This window comes from Kitasatospora sp. NPDC004669, assembly GCF_040609455.1.
GTDB lineage: Bacteria > Actinomycetota > Actinomycetes > Streptomycetales > Streptomycetaceae > Kitasatospora.
The window spans coordinates 17,649-35,483 of sequence record NZ_JBEXKB010000079.1 but is presented as its reverse complement, the minus strand read 5'-3'; the positions used below and the strand labels follow the sequence as shown (position 1 = coordinate 35,483).

Genomic DNA, 17,835 nt, shown 5'->3' with positions numbered 1-17,835 from the left:
ACGCGACGCTGACGTTGTCGAGGGCGACCACGCGGGTCTCGCCCTCCCCGTAGACCTTGTTCAGGCCGGTGGCGCGGGCGGCCGCCCGGCCGGTGAGGACTGCGGTTGCGGGGAACGTCACGTGGACTCCTGGGACGAATCGGATCTTCCTACCGTTCCATCCTCCCAAGCTGTTCGAATGTGATGCGTATGCCGAGGAGGCGACCGACCCCCGCCGACCCGGCGGTGCGGCGGGGGCCGTCTCCTCCTCAGGTATGACACCTCTCCCTGAGGACCGAAGTCCCCGGCGGGCTACTCCACCGCGACGCCGAAGGCGGTGGCCAGCCCGGCCAGACCGTTCGTCACCGCGCGGCCCGAGGGTGCGAAGTGCCAGCCGCCGTCGGCCCGTCGGAACGCGCCCAGGAGCATCGCCGAGTCCGGGATGCCGCCGTTGGCGCCCGGCCACTTGGCCGGTCCGGCGGCGCCCGGCCCGTACGAGGCGGCTACGGCGAGCCCGTACACGTAGCCGAGCGGCAGCGCCGGGGGTTCCTCCTCCTCGGTGGAGACCGCGACCACCACCTCGTCGACGGTGGCCGGCAGCCGGTGCAGGTCCAGGGTCAGCCGGGCCGCCCGGGTCGGCTCGCCCGGCACCGAGCGGGTCTGGTGCAGCCGGACGGCGCCGTCCGGGTCCTGCGGGTTGTTGAAGAACACGAAGTGCTCGTCGCTGAGCACCCGGCCCTCGGCGCAGAGGAAGGCGGTGACGTCCAGCTCCACCGCGTCCCCGCCGGCGGTGCGGCTCTGCCAGCTGACCGTGAGGGCGCTCTGCGCGGCGGGCGGTTCCTCGCGGGGCTGCTCCCGGGCCGGGGTCGGGGCGCTACCGCCGCCGAGGCGGCCGCGCAGCCCCTGCTCGGCCAGCAGCTCGACCAGCTCCGGCCCGCTCAGCAGGGTCAGCGGCTTGCCCTCGATGTAGCTGTAGGAGCCGCGGCCGAAGCCCGCGGTGGTGACCAGGATGCCCTTGATCGCGCCGTGGTGGCGGACGGTGGACTCCAGGTCGCGCACGGCCGTCGGCGGGACGGTCTTCTTGTAGCGCTTGGCCTGGATCACGATCTTGCCGCCGGTCACCGGGTCCAGGTCCTCGGCGATCACGTCCACCCCGACGTCGCCGCTGCGGGCCGTGGTCATCACCCGGAAACCGCGCAGCCGGAACAGCTCGGCGATCAGCTCCTCGAACTCGATCGGGTCCATCTCGAAGAGGTCCGGCTCGTCCTCGCCGCCGTGCCCGGCCAGGCTGCCGCCGACCGTCTCCGGCAGCCGGTCAGGCTTCACCTCGTCCAGCCGCTCCGGGCGGGCGGACAGCTTGCCGCCCAAGCCCTGGAAGCACTCCACCGGCGCCACCCGGTCCAGCGCCAGCCCGGCGAACTCGGCCCGGGCCACCGTCAGCGTGGACAGGAAGCGCTCCGCCTCCCGGCCGGTCGCCGGGTCGATGCCGAGGACGAAGCCGTTCAGCACCACCGAGTCCAGCATCCCGTCCCGGTCCGCCCGGAACAGCTCCACCGCCACCCGCAGTGCCGACTGCGCCAGCACCTCCCGGTACAGCGCCTTGCGCTCGGTCGCCGGGCGGGCCACCTCGGCCTCGCGGTCGTCCGCCTTCACGTACCGCACCCGGGAGGCGGCCGGCACCACGTCCGGACCGGGCAGCTCCCAGTTCACCACCAACTGACGGCTGGTCGCCTCCCAGGCCGCCACCAGCCGGTGCGGGAAACCCTCCGGCCAGGCCGCCGAGGCGTACAGCCCGGCCGTGAAGTACTCCTGCACCGCCTCCGGCTCACCCGCCCGCAGCCGCCGCAGCAACTCCTCGGTACCGGCCCCGCGCTCCTCCTCCGCGCGGCGGAAGCGCTCCGCCCAGGCCAGGTACTCCTGGTGGTACGCGGCCAGCCGGCGCTGCCGGTCCGCCTCCCGCGCCTGCGCGGCGTACCAGTCCTGCTCGAACCGGGCCCGGGCCTGGGCCACGTACTGCTCGTACTGCCGCCGCACCCCGGCGTTGCGGGCCTGCACCGCGTCCGGCGGCGGCACGTGGTAGGCGGCGGAGGTCTGGTCGGGCATCGGCACCGGCTCGCCCAGCGGACCCGGATCGAACGGCGGCACCGGGCGCGGCGCCAGCAGCGCCTGCGGCCCGAACCCCGGCGCGGCCAGGCCGGCCGCCAACAGCGCGCGCAACTCCTCGACCCGGGCGTCCAGTTCGGCCGTCTGCCGGGCCGCCTCCGCCTCCCGCGACTGCTGGTACGCCCGCTGGGCCTCCCGCTCGTTACGGGCTGCCGCCCGCTGCGCCTCGCGCTGCGCGCGCTCGTGCCGGCGCAACTCCGCCGCCTCGGCGCGCCAACGGGCCTCCTCCCGACGCTGCTGCTGCCGCTGCGCCTCAGCCCAGACCGTCAGCACCCCGCTGTTCCGCCGCCCCGCCACCGTCCACCCCTTCGCGCTCCGCACCGACCCGGCCGCCCACGCCACCTCCCGGCGACACCGCCGACCGCGCCCGCCACAATAGAACGTGGACACCCCACCGGGCCAAGCGCCTACGACCTGCGGGGCTTCCGCCCGGGCGGCGGGGCACCGGCCGGTGCCCCGACCACCGGCCGTCGGCCGTGCGAGGGCGCCCAGGGGTGGCGGTCGGCGTTGGCGTAGTAGCGGATCGAGGCGCCGATCGAGTTCCTCGTGCTTTCTCCGGAGCGACGTCAGCGCTGTCAGCGGCGGCAGGTAGCCTCGCCTGATCGAGGACCTACAGGGAGGGATGCCCGTGACGATCCCCGCACCGCAGCACCCGGACCGGCCCGCCGGCTGGACCTCCACCGGCCTGAGCTGGCACGACGGCCGGGCCCTGCTCGGCGCCGTGCGCGGCACCACGGTGCACGAGCGCGCCGTCGCGCCGGGTACGGAGGTCGGCTGGCTGCTCGCAGGCCCGCGCCGCTGCACCGGGGCCTGGCTGGCCGGGGCGACGGAGCGCACGCCCTGCCCGCACCACGCGGTGATCGACCCGGACGGCAGCGCGACGCAGTGCCCGGCCTGCCAGAGCGTGGACCGGGGCCTGGCTCTGGCCCGGGACCAGATCCTGGACGACGGCCGCACCTACCTGCTCTACCTCGCCTGGTTCGGCGAGGGCCTGCTGAAGATCGGCCTGACCGCGGAGCAGCGCGGCGACAGCCGACTGCTGGAACAGGGTGCGCTGGCGTACGCGTTCACCGCGCGCGGCAGCCTGCCCGCGATCCGCCGCGCCGAACTCACCGTCGCCGCCTCGGGGATGGCCCGCGAGCGGTTCAAGTCCCGGCTGAAGACGGATCACTGGTGGGCGCACGGCGACGCCGCGTACCGCCGTACGGTGCTCACCGAGGCCCGCGTCCAGGCGCACCGGTTGCTGGACGGCCACGCCCTGGAACTGCTCGCCGACCGCCCGGTGGTGGACCACGTCGAGCGTTTCGGCCTGGGCGGCGGCGCCCCCGAGACCTATCGGGAGATCGCCGGGCTGACCGCGGGAGCGGTGATCGCGGGCACGCTGCGTCCGCCGGTGGGGCGGCACCTCTTCCTGGACCAGCCGGACGGCTCCGGCCCGCTGCTGCTGGACACCCGGCGGCTCACCGGCTGGACGCTCACGCCGGTCACCGGCCGGGGCTCGGAGGGGCTGGTCCTGGCGGGGAGGGTCCGCCCGCCGGAGCCGGACACCCAGGAGGCGCTGTTCTGACCCCGGCCGCCGCCTGGCCCTGGTCGCTCGTCAAAGCCATGCGACCGTCGAGCCCGGCCGGCGCCCCGGGCAGGCGCCGACCGGTCAGCCGCTGATCAGGGCCAGGAGCTGGTTCGCCAGGCCCAGTGCGGGCGCGGCCGCCTCGCCGATGCTCTGCGTCACGCCGGCCAGCAGGAGGAGGGTGTTGCGCCAGCCGCGCCGCTCCTCGGAGGCCGGGTCGCGCAGCACGGGGAGGGCTTCGGTGAGACTCTGCCGGTCCTCCTCGTGCACCCGCGAGTCGCGCGCCAACTCGGCCACCACGGCGGCGAGCTGGGCGAACATCGCGGCGATCTCGGGCGGCAGGGCCTGGTCGCCGACCGGGCCGTTGTTGTGCTGGACACCGACGTTGTGGTGGCCGCCGTGGATGGTGACCTGGTCGCCGACGTGGAACCGCGGATTGTTGCCGCTCATTTGCTGACTCCCGTGTTTCCTCGGCCGCCGTAGATGTTGACGCTGTCGCCGAACTGGTAGTGCCGCAGGTCGACGATGACGCTGCTGACGAACTGCTGGAACTCGATCTGCGGGTTCTCGATCGCCTGGGTGATGGTGGCCTGCAGCTCGTGCGCGGGCTCCGGCGACTGCCAGGCCAGCAGCGCGGTCGGCGGCCCCGCCGTGTCGACGGTCAGCGCGTGCAGACGCCGCTGGAGCAGGACCGGCAGGGTGGCGATCAGGAAGTAGAGCACCAGGAGGGTCGCCGCCACCCCGATGATCCAGCCCGGGCCGGAGTTCCCGTCGCCGCCGTAGGAACTCGACGAGTGGAGGTCACCGGAGATGCCCAGGATCATCAGGGCCCCGACCGCGGCCAGGACCACGATCCCCGCGAACTTGAGGAACCGTCGGATCGCGCCGAGATGGTCCGGAAGGATGACGGTGGTGCTGACCCGGGCGATGGTCGCCAGTGGGTAGGCCGCGGACCCGACCCAGAGGATGCGCTTGGTCACGGCCACCCGGGTGGTGGCCCGGGAGTACGAGTGCGTCGGAGGCGAGTCCGGTGAGGCCGCCGGCGGAGGTGCCGGCGGAGGTGCCGGCGGAGGTGCCGGCGGTTGCGGCGGGACGGACGGTGCGGAGCCGGTTTGACCGGCCCAGGTCGAGTCGGCCGGATCGGTCGGCTGCATGGGCATTCCCCCAAGGACTGTCGAAGGCGCGACGACAATAAACCGCATGCTCCGGTCATGCACAAGTTCTTTGTCGCAAAACGGACCTTGACGGATCATCCGACGATCCGGCAGCGCCTACTCGACCACCGGGCCCGGGCAGCCCCCGGGTTCAGCCCAGCTTGCTGCGCACCCCGCCCGGCCCCGAGCGTGCCCGGCGCGACAGCGGCGGCCGGGACGGGCGGACGTCGCCGCGTCCGACGACGGGCTCGACGCTCTCGGCGGCGCGCCGGGCGAGCGCGGCCCGGGCGGCGGCCAGCGAGACCCGGGCGAGCAGCGGGTCCTCCCGCTCACCGGCCGTGCGCTTGGCCGCCTGACAGGAGGAGCACCAGAGCGGCGAGGCCGGCCCGTCCGGGTAGACCATGTCCTCCGGCGGCAGGTAGTGCCCACCGCACTCGACGCATTCGAAGACCAACCTCATCCGACGATCACCGTTCCGGATCCATGGCACCGACCGCAGGGTGACCAGAAGGTGTGAATGCTCGGCACCATGCTCCCTTCCTCGTCCAGTTCGACCGTTGCCTCGGTCTTCTGGGTCCCCCCGGACCCGCCGCAGCCGGAGCAGGACTGAACCTCGGGCATATGCCGTCCTTCCGTAGCGGAGGACCACCGTAGCGCGATTTCCGGTCGCGCAGCACCGCTCCCGGCGATCCACCACCCGTACGGGGAGCGTGAGATGCTCGCACACGCCCCGCCGTGAACGGCGTCGGTCCCCCGCGCGAGCACCTGTGCGAGGGACCGACCGACCATGGGGGAGAGGTGTCAACTGCGGGCGGCCCGCAGGAACTCCCGGTTCATCGCCGCGATGCTGGGCAGCGGGATGCCCTTGGGGCAGGCGGTGGCGCACTCGCCGGTGTTGGTACAGCCGCCGAAGCCCTCGGCGTCCATCGCCGTGACCATGTTCCGCACCCGGGCGGCGCGTTCGGGCGCGCCCTGCGGCAGCACGTTGAGGTGCACCACCTTGGCGGAGGTGAACAGCATCGCCGAGCCGTTCGGGCAGGCGGCCACGCAGGCGCCGCAGCCGATGCACTCGGCGTGCTCGAAGGCGGTGTCCGCGGCCTCCTTGGGGACGGGCGTCGCGTGTGCGTCCGGGGCGCTGCCGGTGGGGGCGGTGATGTAGCCGCCGGAGCCGATGATCCGGTCGAAGGCCGTGCGGTCCACCACCAGATCCTTGACCACCGGGAAGGCCGCCGCCCGCCAGGGCTCGACGTCGATGGTGTCGCCGTCCTTGAAGTGCCGCATGTGCAGCTGGCAGGTGGTGGTCCGCTCGGGGCCGTGCGCCTGGCCGTTGATGACCATGCCGCAGGCACCGCAGATGCCCTCGCGGCAGTCGTGGTCGAAGGCGACCGGCTGGTCGCCGCGGGTGATCAGCTCCTCGTTGAGGGTGTCGAGCATCTCCAGGAAGGACATGTCCGGGCTGATCCCGGCGACCTGGTAGGTGGTCATCGACCCGGGTGCGTCCGGGCCCGCCTGGCGCCAGATGCGCAGGGTGAGGTTCATGCGTAGCTCCGCTGGGTGGGGTGGACGTACTCGAAGTCGAGCGCCTCGCGGTGGAGGACGGGTGCCGCGCCGGTGCCGGTGAACTCCCAGGCGGCGGCGTAGGTGAACTCCTCGTCGCGCCGGGCGGCCTCGCCCTCGGGGGTCTGGCTCTCGGTGCGGAAGTGGCCGCCGCAGGACTCGGCGCGGTGCAGCGCGTCCAGGCACATCAGCTCGGCCAGCTCGAAGTAGTCGACCAGCCGGTTGGCCTTCTCCAGCGACTGGTTGAGCTCCTGGCCGGTGCCGGGCACCTTGATCCGGCGCCAGAACTCCTCGCGCAGCCGCGGGATCCGCTCCAGCGCACGCTTCAGCCCGGCCTCGTCGCGGGCCATCCCGCACTCGTCCCAGAGGAGTTCGCCGAGTTCGCGGTGGAAGGAGTCCGGGGTGCGGTCGCCGTTGACCGAGAGGATCAGGTTGAGCCGGTCCTCGACCTCCGCCTCGACCTCGGTGAGCACCGGGTGGTCGGCGGGAACGGCGGCCAGCGGGTGGCGGGCCAGGTAGTCGTTGAGGGTGGGCGGCAGTACGAAGTAGCCGTCGGCCAGGCCCTGCATCAGCGCGCTGGCGCCGAGCCGGTTGGCGCCGTGGTCGGAGAAGTTGGCCTCGCCGACCGCGAACAGGCCCGGGATGCTGGTCTGCAGGTCGTAGTCGACCCAGAGCCCGCCCATCGTGTAGTGGATCGCCGGGTAGATCCGCATCGGCACCCGGTACGGGTCCTCGGCGGTGATCCGCTCGTACATGTCGAAGAGGTTGCCGTACTTGGCCTCCACGGCGTCCCGGCCCATCCGGCGGACGGCGTCCGCGAAGTCCAGGTACACGCCCTGCCCGCCGGGGCCGACGCCGCGGCCCTCGTCGCAGACGTTCTTGGCGGCCCGGGAGGCGATGTCGCGCGGCACCAGGTTGCCGAAGGAAGGGTAGATCCGCTCCAGGTAGTAGTCCCGCTCCTCCTCCGGGATCTGCGCGGGCGGGCGGTTGTCGCCCTTGGCCTTGGGCACCCAGATCCGTCCGTCGTTGCGCAGCGACTCGCTCATCAGGGTGAGCTTGGACTGGTGGTCGCCGGAGCGCGGGATGCAGGTCGGGTGGATCTGGGTGAAGCACGGGTTGGCGAAGTAGGCGCCGCGCCGGTGGGCCCGCCAGATCGCGGTGGCGTTGGAGTTCTTGGCGTTGGTGGAGAGGTAGAAGACGTTGCCGTAGCCGCCGGTGGCGAGCACCACGGCGTCCGCGGTGTGGCTGCGGACCTCGCCGGTGACCAGATCGCGGGCGACGATGCCGCGGGCCCGGCCGTCGACCACCAGCAGGTCGAGCATCTCGGTGCGCGGGTGGATCTCCACGTTCCCGGCGGCGATCTGCCGGGAGAGCGCCTGGTAGGCGCCGAGCAGCAGCTGCTGGCCGGTCTGGCCGCGGGCGTAGAAGGTCCGGGAGACCTGCACGCCGCCGAAGGAGCGGGTGTCCAGCAGGCCGCCGTACTCGCGGGCGAAGGGCACGCCCTGGGCCACGCACTGGTCGATGATCTCCACCGACACCTGGGCGAGCCGGTGCACATTGGACTCGCGGGCGCGGAAGTCGCCGCCCTTGACGGTGTCGTAGAACAGCCGGCGGACCGAGTCGCCGTCGTTGCGGTAGTTCTTGGCCGCGTTGATGCCGCCCTGGGCGGCGATCGAGTGGGCGCGCCGGGGGGAGTCCTGGAAGCAGAACTGGACGACGTGGTAACCCTGTTCGGCGAGGGTGGCGCCGGCCGCGCCGCCGGCCAGGCCGGTGCCGACCACGATCACGGTGTGCTTGCGCCGGTTCGCCGGGTTGACCAGCTTGGCGTCGAACCGCCGCTGGTCCCAGCGCTGTTCGATCGGTCCGGCGGGGGCCTTGGTGTCGGCGATCGACTCGCCGACGGTGTACTCCTGGTAGCTCACTTCACCACTCCGAACATCACGGCCACGGGGACGGACAGGAAGCCGGCCGTCAGCAGCAGCGCCAGGCCGTTGGCGGCCAGCTTCAGCACCTTGTCGCGGCGGGCGTTGTTGGCACCGAGGGTCTGCGCGGCGCTCCAGAAGCCGTGCCGGATGTGGAGGCCGAGGGCCAGCATCGCCACGATGTAGATCACGTCGCTGTACCAGCGGCCGAAGGTGCCCACCACGTTCTGGTACACGTGCCCGTGCTCGGCGACCGGGTTCACCGTCAGCGTGGTCAGGTCGAGGATGTGCCAGACGATGAACAGCGCCAGGATCACCCCGCCCCAGCGCATGGTCCGGGTCGCGTAGCTGGCGCGCCGGCGCTGGTGCACGTACCTGCTCGGGCGGGCGGCCAGGTCACGGCGGCTGAGCTGGTACGCGGACACGCCGTGCAGCACGACGGCGGCCAGCAGGCCGACCCGGGCGATCCACAGGAACCACTCGTGGCCCAGGAACGGCTGGCCGATGGTGCGCAGCCAGGCCGCGTAGCCGTTGATGTCGTCGGCGCCGAAGAAGACCTTGAGGTTGCCCAGCATGTGCGCGACCAGGTACAGCAGCATGACCAGTCCGGTGACGGCCATGACGGCCTTCTTGCCGACGGTCGACCGCCACAGGGTCACCAGGGTGGACGGATGCCGGCCCGTCCTCGTCGCGGTTGTCATGTCGGCAACGGTAGGGAGGGTCGCCAGGGTGCGTCCAAGACATGCTGCGGCTGGTGACGATAGCCGTGGCCTATCGAGGCGGATTAACCTGGGCATGTGCAGCTCCAGCAACTCCGCTACTTCCTGGCCGTCGCCGAGACCAGGCACTTCACCAAGGCGGCCGAGGCCGCGCACGTGGCGCAGCCGTCGCTGTCGCAGCAGATCCGGGCACTGGAGCGGGAGTTGGGTGCCGAGCTGTTCCACCGAACCCGCGGCAACATCGCGCTGACCGACGCCGGGGACGCCCTGCTGCCGCTGGCCCGGCGCATCCTCGCGGACACCGAGAGCGCCCGGCTCGCCGTCCAGGAGACGGTGCAGCTGCGCCGTGGCCGGGTGCGGCTGGGGGCGCCGCCGAGCCTGTGCACCAGCCTGGTGCCCGACGTGCTGCGGGTGTTCCGGGACCGCTACCCGGGCGTGGCGCTGGGGGTGCGCGAGGGCGGCTCGCGCGACCTGGTGCGCTGGCTGGCGGCGGGGGAGCTGGACCTCGCGCTCATCATCACCCCGCCGAGCGGGGAGGCGGCCCCCGCCCTCGCGGTCACCGAACTGCTGCACGAGGAACTGGTGTTGGTCTCCGCCACGGGGCGCGCCCGGCGCACCGTGCGGGTGGCCGAACTCAAGGGGCGGCCGCTGGTGATGTTCCGGGAGGGCTACGACCTGCGCGAGGCGACCCTGGCGGCCTGCCGGGCGGCCGGGTTCGAGCCGGAGTTCGCGGTGGAGGGCGGCGAGATGGACGCGGTGCTCGGCTTCGTCCGGGCCGGGCTCGGACCGGCCGTGCTCCCCGGCATGGTGGCGGCCCGCTCGGGCCTGACCGTCACGCCGTTCGCCGGGCCGGGCCTGGGCCGCACCATCGCGGTCGCGCACGGCCACGAGGTGCCGCTCACCCGCGCCGCCGAGGCGCTGCACACCACCCTGCTGGCGCACCTGCGCGCCGCTGCCCGGGACGGCGAACTCCCGCCGGGCACCAGGCTGTTGCTGCCGTGAGCGGCCCGGACCGCGCAGCGGCTACGCGGGCGTCACCGCGTGGGTGCGGGAGATGGTGAACACGCGGTCGTCGTCCCGCAGGTGGCACCGGGCTCGGAGCTGAGGCGCGCATCCAGTTCGAGTCGGTTGAGGGTGCGGACCGTCGCGTTGCCCGAGGTCGTGACGTACTCGATCGTGACGGCCCGACCTTCGGTGAAGGCATGGGCCGGCCGGCGACGGCGTACCGCGCGGAGCGGGTGGGTCGCTTCCGTCATCGGATCCGGTGGGCCCTCCGGTGGCCGGTTATGCGGCCGGCGACGGGCCGGATGAGCGCAGCGTGAGCAGGGTGATCTCGCTCGGGGCGAAGACCCGGAAGGGCGGGCCCCAGAAGCCGGTGCCGCGGCTGGTGTAGAGCTGGGTCCGCTCCCCGTGTCGGCTCAGGCCGTGCACCACCGGCTGATCGATGCGGACGAGGAGGTTGAACGGCCAGATCTGGCCGCCGTGGGTGTGCCCGGAGACCTGCAGGTCGATGCCGGCGGCAGCGGCCTGCGGGACGTACTTGGGCTGGTGGGCGACGAGCAGCACCGGAAGGGCCGGGTCCGCGCCCGCCAGCGCGCCGAGCAGGTTCGCGCGGTGACCGGCCAGGCCGGAGGACTCCGCGGTCACGTCGTCCACGCCGGCGAGCACGAGGGCGTCCCCACCGCGCTCCACCACGACGTGGCGGTTGTGCAGCGGTTCCCAGCCCAGGTCCGCCATGCGGTCCAGCCAGCCCTGGGCCTCGCTGCCGTACTCGTGGTTCCCCGTGACGTAGACCCTGGCCAGCCGTGACCGGATCGTCCCGAGCGGCGCCGACTGCTCCCGGCGCTGGGTGGGGGTGCCGTCGGCGATGTCGCCGGCGTGGACCACGACGTCCGCGTCCAGCGTGTTGACCGCCTCGGCGACCCGCGCCGACCAGGCCGCCCGGTCGATCGGCCCGTAGTGGGTGTCGGCCAGCACCACGACCCGGGTCCCGTCCAGACCGCGACCGAGCCGCGGGACGTGGACGTCCACCCGCTTCACCCGGGGCACGCGCATCGCCTCGTGGTGACCCCAGCCCAGCAGCCCGGCCGAGACCACGGCGACCGCCACGGCCACGATCCTGGCCCGGTCGGCGCCGCCGACGTCGACCCCGGTCAGCACGAGGTTCACCAAGCCGCCCAGCACCGACCAGGTGAACAGCACCCAGATCATCCCGACGCTGGTGTCCGCGATGCGAGCGGCCCGGTCGTTCCGCCGCCGCCCGTGGCCCGCGACCATCAGCCAGGGGAAGGAGACCAGCCAGCCGGCGAGGACGACGGTGCCGGCCAGGAAGACCGGGAACGGCCAGTCGGCGCCGGAGGCGAACAGCGTCCACCAGGGTGGGAGGCACAGGACCACGAGGACGAGCACGAGGACCGTCAGCCGCCGGAACGGGGAACGCCGACGCCCCGCGCCCCCGCCCGGGGTCTCCGCACCCGACACGGGCGCCGCCCCCGCCTCGGGCCGGGCGGCGGCCACGACGGTCTCCGGACCCCCGTAGTCCGCCGATCGGTGGCCCGACTCCAACTCCATGGATTCGCCTGCTGTCACCGTGCCACCCTCACGTCCGCCGTCTCACCGTCACTCCCCATCATCGGGCAGGCCGTTGCCGCCGACCTCGCCCGGGGCCGCCATCGTCAACTGGTCAGAGCCGGTCAGAATTCCGACGCCACGGGGCGTGCCACGAACCAGCTCCGCGGCGATCACGGCCGCCCGGCGGGACTGCCGGGCGGCCACCACCACCATCGGTGACCTGTTGCGCGAGACTTACCCGCCGGCCGGCCTCACGGTCGCGCCGGTGACGAGCAGGCCGGCTGCGAGTGTCGCTCGTGCCGCGGTTCTGACGTGACGGAACATCGAGGCGAGCCTCCACGTGAATGGATCAACGGGTTCACTCACGCCAGGAGCGCGCGGACCGGCCGCTACCAGTGCGGTGTCGTCTCCGCCGGGTCCAGGGACAGGGTGAACCAGGTCGTCTTCCCGTCCGCAGCAGGGCGCACGCCCCAGTTGTCGGCGAGGGCGTCGACGAGCAGCAGGCCGCGGCCGGACTCGTCGTCGTTCTCGGCCAGGCGGGGTTGCGGCAGGTGCGGGCTGCGGTCGGCAATCTCGATGGCGAGTTCGGAGGCGTGCCGGTACAGGCTCAGGCGGACCGGGCCCTTGGCGTGCTGGACCGCGTTGGCCAGCAGTTCGGAGGTGAGGAGCTGGGCGTCCGCAGCCCGGTGGACCTCGCCCCAGGACTCGATGACCTTGCCGACGAAGGCCCGGGCCTCGGGCACGGAGGCGGCGATGGCGGGCAGGTCGATCGCGGCGGTGGCCAGGGGTGCCTGGGGCAGTCGGGCCAGGAGCAGGGTGACGTCGTCGTCGTGCTCGGCGGCGTCGGGGAGCGCGACGCCGAGGACGTGGTCGGCGGCGGCCTCCAGGTCGCTGGTGGCAGCCAGAGCACCGGTCAGGATCGCGGTCAGGTCGGTGAGCCGCTGCTCGATGTCGCTCCCGGGGGTCTCGATCAGTCCGTCGGTGTAGAGGGCGAGGGTGGCACCGGGCGGCAGGACGACGGAATTCTGCTGGTGCGGTACGCCTCCGACACCGAGTGGAGCGCTCACCGGAGCGGGCAGGCCGCGCACCCGCTCGCCGGGGGCGGTGACGAGGACGGGCAGGTGCCCGGCCGAGCAGACGGTCACCTCCCGGGTGTCCGGAGCGATGACGAGGTAGCAGCAGGTGACGAGCTGGTCGGGGACGTCCAGGCCGGCGACGAAGGTGTCCAGGGCGTGCATCAGCCGCCGGGGTTCCAGCCCGATGGCTGCCAGGGCGTGGGCGGCGGAGCGCAGCTGCCCCATCACGGCGGCCGCCTCCAGGCCGCGGCCCATGACGTCGCCGATCATGATTCCCACCCGGCCCGCGCCGAGCGGGATGAGGTCGAACCAGTCGCCGCCCACACCGGCGCCCTGGGTGGCGGGCCGATACCGGTGGGCGGTGGCGAGCCCGGGGATGGAGGGGGGTGTGCCCATGAGGCTGCGCTGGAGGGTGAGGGCGATGTGGCGCTGCTGTTCGTAGAGGGCGGTGAGTTCGGCCTCGACCCGCTTGAGGTCGCTGATGTCGCGGATGATGGCGCACGCACCGGTGACGGTGCCGTCGGCGCTGCGGGTGGGCCAGAGCGTGACGTCGACGTCCAGCAGTCGACCCGACCGGGTGACCCGTAGGGTTCCGAAGTGCTCGACCTTCTCCCCGCTGCACAGCCGGTCGAGGACCGTACCGACCTCGTCGGTCCGGTTGGTCGGTGCCAACAGACTCACGTGCCGGCCGATGGCCTCGGCGGCCGTGTAGCCGTACATCCGGTGTGCGGCGGCGTTCCAGTAAGTGGTGTACCCATCGAGGGTCATGGCGAGGATGGCATCCTGGGAGGACTCGACCAGTCCGGCCAGTTCATTGATGCGCTGCTCGGCGGCCTTCCGTTCGCTGACGTCACGGACAGCTGCGGACACGAGCGGCCCGTCGACGGTTTCCAGAGGGCTGAGGCTGATTTCGACCGGGAACTCGGTGCCGTCCTTGCGCAGTCCGTGCAGCTCCAGCCCGGCGCCCATCGGGCGCAGTTGTCGGTTGGCGGCGTAGTGTTCGCGGTGGCGGACGTGGTGCCCGCGGAACCGGCCGGGGACCAGCAACTCGACCGGCTTTCCCAGGAGTTCCTCGCGGCGGTAGCCGAACAGCGCCTCGGTCTGCGCGTTGACGAGCCTGATCGTCCCGGTGTCGTCCACGATGACCATGGCGTCGGGCGCGGCCTCCAGCAGCCCGCGGAAGAGTTCTTCGGCGGTCGCCGACGTACCCCTGTTGGTTCTGGCCGGATCAGTGGTTGCCCCGCCCGCTTCTGCCATGTCGACCTCAACCGCCTCGATGTCGGTGGTGATTTCGGGTAATCCCAGCGCAATTCCGGCCGTCCCGGGCGGGGTTTCGCCTACTGGCACTGCAATGTTCGAACGGTTGTGTGCGATGTCGGAAAACGACCGTTCGGACGGGTCGGCGGCAGGTCGGCCGCGGTCATGACGAAGGCCCCGACACTCCTTCCACATGTCTGTCGGCCGGTCCGCCTGTCCGGGGATGGCCGTAGGCGTCCTGACCAGCGGCGGAGTGACCTGCAGGCTGCGCTCTGAACGGTGCCGGACGGGGGCGAACGCAACTGAAACTGCAACCACGGCTGGTGGCATCGCCGGGCGTTCTGCCGGGGGTTCAGTCAGGGACGGAGAGGCCCGTGTGGACGTGCTGCGGACTGAAGACTCGCTCGATCACGATGTACGCCGGCTATTACCCCTGCTGGTCACTTGTCCACGATTTCGCCGAGCACCACGGCGGCCGCTCGGGCCCACCGCACCCGCTCAGCGACCTTCGTCCGCAGCTCTTCGGCTTGCCGAAAGGCTCCTTCACGGTCCCGCAGCTTTCGGTCGATGGCCCGCGCCCACTTGTCCGTGTCCTTCTCGTCGTCGCCGGGCACGGCCACGATGAACGGATCGGCCGACTCATGCCCGAGGGTTTCGCGCAGCAACTGGGGTGGATGAATGCAGCCGGAACTGCAACCAGAGTGCGCCGTGCTCTGCCGTCCCACGGGTGCGTTGTCACAGGTTCGGGTCTTCTTCCTTCCACCTCCTTGTGCTGTGCGCGCCGCCCCGGGCGGGAGGTCCCGGCAGGTGGACCGAAGAAGCAGCCGGTGGTCAGGCCTGTCGGGTCGGCAGGACGATCGACTGGCGCAGGTTGACGTGCCGGGGGCGGCTGGCGGTGTAGGCGACGAGGTCGGCGATGTCTTCGGCGGTGAGGGCCGGGATCGCGCTGAACATCCCGCCGAGCTGCTCGCGCAGTACCGGGTTGTCGATGTGCCCACCGAGTTCGGTGTCGGTCAGGCCCGGCTCGATGGTGCTGACCCGGACATCGCGTGGGCCCAGCTCGGTACGCAGCGCCGCGGACAGCTGGGTGAGGGCGGCCTTGGTGGCCCCGTACACGGCGTAGTCGGGGAAGAGCACGTGCGAGGCGATGGAGGAGACGTTGACCAGGTCGGCGGTACGGCCGTCGGCGGCGGCCGCGGTGAGGTCGGGGGTGAAGGCGCGGATGACGCGCAGCGCGCCGGTGAGGTTGGTGTCGATCATGCGGGTCCACTCGTCGAGCCGGCCGTCGGCGAGGGGGTTGGGCAGCATCACGCCGGCGTTGTTGACCACCAGGTCGACCCGGCCGTAGGCAGCGTGGACGGCCTTGGCGGCGGCGTCGACGGAGGCCTGGTCGGTGATGTCGGCGGTGACGGCGAGGGCCTGGCCTCCGGCGGCGGTGAGTTCGGCGGCCAGCGCGTCCAGCCGGTCGGTGCGCCGGGCGAGCAGGGCGACCCGGGCGCCACCCGCTGCGAGCAGGCGGGCGGTGGCCGCTCCCATGCCGCTGGCGGCTCCGGTGACGACGGCGGTGCGGTCGGCGAGGGCGGGGTAGCTCATGCTGGTGCTCCTGGGTCTCCTGAGTGGGCCGGTCCCGGTGGACACGGCCTGGCGGCCCGGCGGCCCGCCGGGGTGTCCCGGTGGGCCGGCGTGGTGGGCGGCGATGCGGACCACTCTGCGCACGGCCGGGACGGCGAACCAGGCCCTGCCGTTCCCTGGGACAGTCAGGACCACCCGGGCCGGGCGGCCCGCCCACGCTGCCTGGTCCTGGCAGGGCCAGGCTTGGCCACCCCGTCACCGGACACAATCGTCGTATGAGTACAGCGATCGGCCTGAGTGAGTTCCTGCGGACCCGCCGCTCCCGCCTGCGCCCCGAAGACGTCGCCCTACCCGACTTCGGCGGCCGACGCCGGGTCACCGGACTGCGCCGCGAAGAGATCGCCCAGCTCGCCGGAGTGAGTGTCGACTACTACACCCGGATGGAACAGGGGCGGGTGGCCAACCCCTCGCCTGCCGTCCTCGACGCGCTCGCCCGCGCGCTGCGGCTCGACGAGGACGAGACCCGGCACCTGCACCGCCTCACCAGGACAGGGGCAACCGCCCGGCAGGCTCCTCGGCGCGAGGCCCAGCCACAGCGCGTGCGCCCCATGCTCCAGCGGCTGCTGGACGAACTGGTGGACGTGCCGGCGGTGGTGATGGGCCGCCGCATGGACGTCCTGGCCTGGAACGCGGCCGCGTGTGCCCTCCTCGGCGACTACGCGGCCCTGGAGCGGGCCGAGCGCAACATCGCCCGGATCACCTTCCTCGGCCCGGCCTCCCGCGAGCTGTTCGCGGACTGGACCTCCTGTGCTCGCGAGAACGTCGCCTACCTCCGCCTGGAGGCGGGCCGGTACCCTGACGACCCCCAGCTGGCTGGCCTGATCGGCGAACTATCCATGAAAAGCGCGGACTTCCGCCGCTGGTGGGCCGAGCACCCGATCCAGGACAAGACCTCCGGGACCAAGAATTTCCACCATCCGACGGTCGGCGCCCTGCAACTGACGTACGAGACTCTGCGAGCAGCGGATGACCCCGACCAGGCACTGATCACCTACGCCGCCGAACCGGGCAGTCCCTCGCACGACGCCATGCGGGTGCTGCTCGCCTGGACCGCACCGACCGCCACCGATGCTCGCCTGTCGACCGGTGCCTGAAGGCCGCGCCGACACGGGACCTCCGCCTCCGCGCATGCGGTACATCGGACTGGGACCACGGCACGACGAAGGCCCTGACCGGAAACCGGTCGGGGCTTCCCCGCGCGGTCCGCTCGTGTTCACGCGAGTCTCGACCTGCGGCGGACCAAGGAACCAGTCGTCGTGCGGACCCGGGCGAAGGGAGATCAACGAGACCGGAATTGAGACCACCGGTCACTCCTGGGCCGCGCCCTCTGAGCTGGCCAGGAGTTCGACCCTTCCGTCACAGGATCCTGGAAGTGCGGGAGTCCCAGGCGTGCCACGCTTTGCCGGAACCTGCCACCGGCGTTCCGCCGAGTCCCCTGATCCGCCCCATGCGGAGGAGCTTCCCGCAGGGCCTGGCGGAACCAGCGGGATGGTGCGATCATCCACCGATCGCTCCCGGTCCACGACGACAGCCGGACCCGGGCCGGACAAGGGAGTCGGACGTGCCCAGCACCGAACTGAGCCACAGCTACGACATCGCGGCGACGCCCGCCGCTGTGCTTGCCCATCTGGCGGACCCCGAGAACTACATCGGGCTCTCCCCGCTGCTCGTGGACGTACGGGACGTGCGGTGCGAGGGCGGGGTCACGCACTACGTGGCCGTCGAGCGCTTCCGGTTCCTCGGACTGGTCCGGCACGACAACGTCATCCGGGTCAGCCTGCGCACCGAGGACGCCCGGCTGCCGGATGAGGCGATGGTCAGCGGTGAGGTGGTCAGTCCTGGTGGTGTGCGGATGGACTACCGCTTCGCCGTCACCGCCCGAGGCGACGGCGGCTCCCTGGTGGTCGATCGACTGCGGCTGCACGCGCCGTTCGGCCTGCTCCACTATGCGGCTGGGAAGGCCGGAGCAGTGCAGGCCGAGCGCGGCCGAGTGTTGGCCCGGCGGCTGGGCGGCGGAAACTGAGGCGGGCGGGCCTACGGATGTCGCGGAGCGGGTGGGCGGTCCGGCCAAGGGCGTCGAGGAGGACGGCCCGATGGCGGACTGAAGGGCCCGTTGAGACTACGAGTCGAGGCGGCGGGTCATGTCGATCTCGACGACGTTCGGACCGAAGGCATCGATGGACCTCCCTCGCCGCAGCCGTGCTGTGATTGTCCGTCACCTGTCGGACGACTCACGGG

16 protein-coding genes are annotated in these 17,835 nt (G+C 72.4%); 4 read left to right on the top strand and 12 right to left on the bottom strand.

The window, feature by feature from the left end:
- Positions 1-291: 291 nt before the first annotated feature.
- A complete protein-coding gene (locus ABZW30_RS39555) occupies positions 292-2,439 on the bottom strand; it encodes a restriction endonuclease (RefSeq protein ID WP_355676140.1) in 2,148 nt (715 codons plus the stop codon).
- 331 nt (positions 2,440-2,770) lie between these two features.
- Here ABZW30_RS39555 and ABZW30_RS39550 point away from each other — a divergent pair, with 331 nt between their 5' ends.
- Entirely contained in the window at positions 2,771-3,709 is a 939-nt protein-coding gene (locus ABZW30_RS39550; protein ID WP_355676139.1) for a DUF2797 domain-containing protein, read from the top strand.
- Positions 3,710-3,793: 84 nt separating this feature from the next.
- Here the strand turns inward: ABZW30_RS39550 and ABZW30_RS39545 are convergent, their stop codons facing one another.
- The 6 genes from ABZW30_RS39545 to ABZW30_RS39520 form a co-directional block, all read right to left on the bottom strand.
- Positions 3,794-4,159: a hypothetical protein gene (locus tag ABZW30_RS39545; RefSeq protein WP_355676138.1), complete on the bottom strand. Its 366-nt coding sequence runs from the start codon at positions 4,157-4,159 to the stop codon at positions 3,794-3,796.
- Positions 4,156-4,689, bottom strand: a complete 534-nt coding sequence (locus ABZW30_RS39540) for a DUF6232 family protein (protein ID WP_355676137.1) — start codon at positions 4,687-4,689, stop codon at positions 4,156-4,158. The genes ABZW30_RS39545 and ABZW30_RS39540 overlap by 4 nt, the downstream gene beginning before the upstream one ends.
- A gap of 325 nt (positions 4,690-5,014) precedes the next feature.
- Entirely contained in the window at positions 5,015-5,323 is a 309-nt protein-coding gene (locus ABZW30_RS39535) for a hypothetical protein (protein WP_355676136.1), read from the bottom strand.
- Between the two features lie 341 nt (positions 5,324-5,664).
- Complete coding sequence (locus ABZW30_RS39530) at positions 5,665-6,402, bottom strand: succinate dehydrogenase/fumarate reductase iron-sulfur subunit (protein WP_355676135.1); 738 nt, start codon at positions 6,400-6,402, stop codon at positions 5,665-5,667.
- A complete protein-coding gene (locus tag ABZW30_RS39525) occupies positions 6,399-8,342 on the bottom strand; it encodes a fumarate reductase/succinate dehydrogenase flavoprotein subunit (RefSeq protein ID WP_355676134.1) in 1,944 nt (647 codons plus the stop codon). Before ABZW30_RS39525 ends, ABZW30_RS39530 begins: the two co-directional genes overlap by 4 nt.
- Positions 8,339-9,043 (bottom strand): succinate dehydrogenase cytochrome b subunit, encoded by a 705-nt coding sequence (locus ABZW30_RS39520; protein WP_355676133.1) that lies wholly within the window; start codon positions 9,041-9,043, stop codon positions 8,339-8,341. Before ABZW30_RS39520 ends, ABZW30_RS39525 begins: the two co-directional genes overlap by 4 nt.
- A gap of 96 nt (positions 9,044-9,139) precedes the next feature.
- On the opposite strand from ABZW30_RS39520, the gene ABZW30_RS39515 reads away from it, so the two are divergent.
- Positions 9,140-10,063 (top strand): LysR substrate-binding domain-containing protein, encoded by a 924-nt coding sequence (locus ABZW30_RS39515; protein ID WP_355676132.1) that lies wholly within the window; start codon positions 9,140-9,142, stop codon positions 10,061-10,063.
- Positions 10,064-10,345: 282 nt separating this feature from the next.
- On the opposite strand, the gene ABZW30_RS39510 is transcribed toward ABZW30_RS39515, so the two are convergent.
- The 5 genes from ABZW30_RS39510 to ABZW30_RS39490 form a co-directional block, all read right to left on the bottom strand.
- Positions 10,346-11,650 (bottom strand): metallophosphoesterase, encoded by a 1,305-nt coding sequence (locus ABZW30_RS39510; protein ID WP_355676131.1) that lies wholly within the window; start codon positions 11,648-11,650, stop codon positions 10,346-10,348.
- Positions 11,651-11,680: 30 nt separating this feature from the next.
- On the bottom strand, positions 11,681-11,845 hold the full coding sequence (locus ABZW30_RS39505; protein ID WP_355676130.1) for a hypothetical protein: 165 nt from the start codon (positions 11,843-11,845) through the stop codon (positions 11,681-11,683).
- A 176-nt stretch (positions 11,846-12,021) separates the two neighbouring features.
- Entirely contained in the window at positions 12,022-13,965 is a 1,944-nt protein-coding gene (locus tag ABZW30_RS39500; RefSeq protein ID WP_355676129.1) for a PAS domain S-box protein, read from the bottom strand.
- Between the two features lie 440 nt (positions 13,966-14,405).
- The gene (locus ABZW30_RS39495) at positions 14,406-14,630 is read right to left on the bottom strand and encodes a hypothetical protein (RefSeq protein WP_355676128.1); all 225 of its coding nucleotides are present in this window, start codon (positions 14,628-14,630) and stop codon (positions 14,406-14,408) included.
- A 166-nt stretch (positions 14,631-14,796) separates the two neighbouring features.
- Positions 14,797-15,558 carry an SDR family oxidoreductase gene (locus tag ABZW30_RS39490; protein ID WP_355676127.1) on the bottom strand — a complete coding sequence of 254 codons (762 nt, stop codon included), beginning with the start codon at positions 15,556-15,558 and terminating at the stop codon, positions 14,797-14,799.
- Between the two features lie 254 nt (positions 15,559-15,812).
- Between ABZW30_RS39490 and ABZW30_RS39485 the strand changes: the two genes are divergently transcribed.
- Positions 15,813-16,691, top strand: a complete 879-nt coding sequence (locus tag ABZW30_RS39485) for a helix-turn-helix transcriptional regulator (protein WP_355676126.1) — start codon at positions 15,813-15,815, stop codon at positions 16,689-16,691.
- A gap of 467 nt (positions 16,692-17,158) precedes the next feature.
- Positions 17,159-17,620, top strand: coding sequence for an SRPBCC family protein (locus tag ABZW30_RS39480; protein WP_355676125.1), 462 nt, complete (start codon positions 17,159-17,161; stop codon positions 17,618-17,620).
- Positions 17,621-17,835 lie beyond the last annotated feature (215 nt).

What these genes read in the sequence shown, in the direction of transcription:
- ABZW30_RS39545 (WP_355676138.1), bottom strand. Translation starts at nt 4,159, where the DNA reads ATGAGCGGCAACAATCCGCGGTTCCACGTCGGCGACCAGGTCACCATC.
- ABZW30_RS39535 (WP_355676136.1), bottom strand. Translation starts at nt 5,323, where the DNA reads ATGAGGTTGGTCTTCGAATGCGTCGAGTGCGGTGGGCACTACCTGCCG.
- ABZW30_RS39530 (WP_355676135.1), bottom strand. Translation starts at nt 6,402, where the DNA reads ATGAACCTCACCCTGCGCATCTGGCGCCAGGCGGGCCCGGACGCACCC.
- ABZW30_RS39520 (WP_355676133.1), bottom strand. Translation starts at nt 9,043, where the DNA reads ATGACAACCGCGACGAGGACGGGCCGGCATCCGTCCACCCTGGTGACC.
- ABZW30_RS39505 (WP_355676130.1), bottom strand. Translation starts at nt 11,845, where the DNA reads ATGGTGGTGGTGGCCGCCCGGCAGTCCCGCCGGGCGGCCGTGATCGCC.
- ABZW30_RS39500 (WP_355676129.1), bottom strand. Translation starts at nt 13,965, where the DNA reads ATGGCAGAAGCGGGCGGGGCAACCACTGATCCGGCCAGAACCAACAGG.
- ABZW30_RS39490 (WP_355676127.1), bottom strand. Translation starts at nt 15,558, where the DNA reads ATGAGCTACCCCGCCCTCGCCGACCGCACCGCCGTCGTCACCGGAGCC.
- ABZW30_RS39485 (WP_355676126.1), top strand. Translation starts at nt 15,813, where the DNA reads ATGAGTACAGCGATCGGCCTGAGTGAGTTCCTGCGGACCCGCCGCTCC.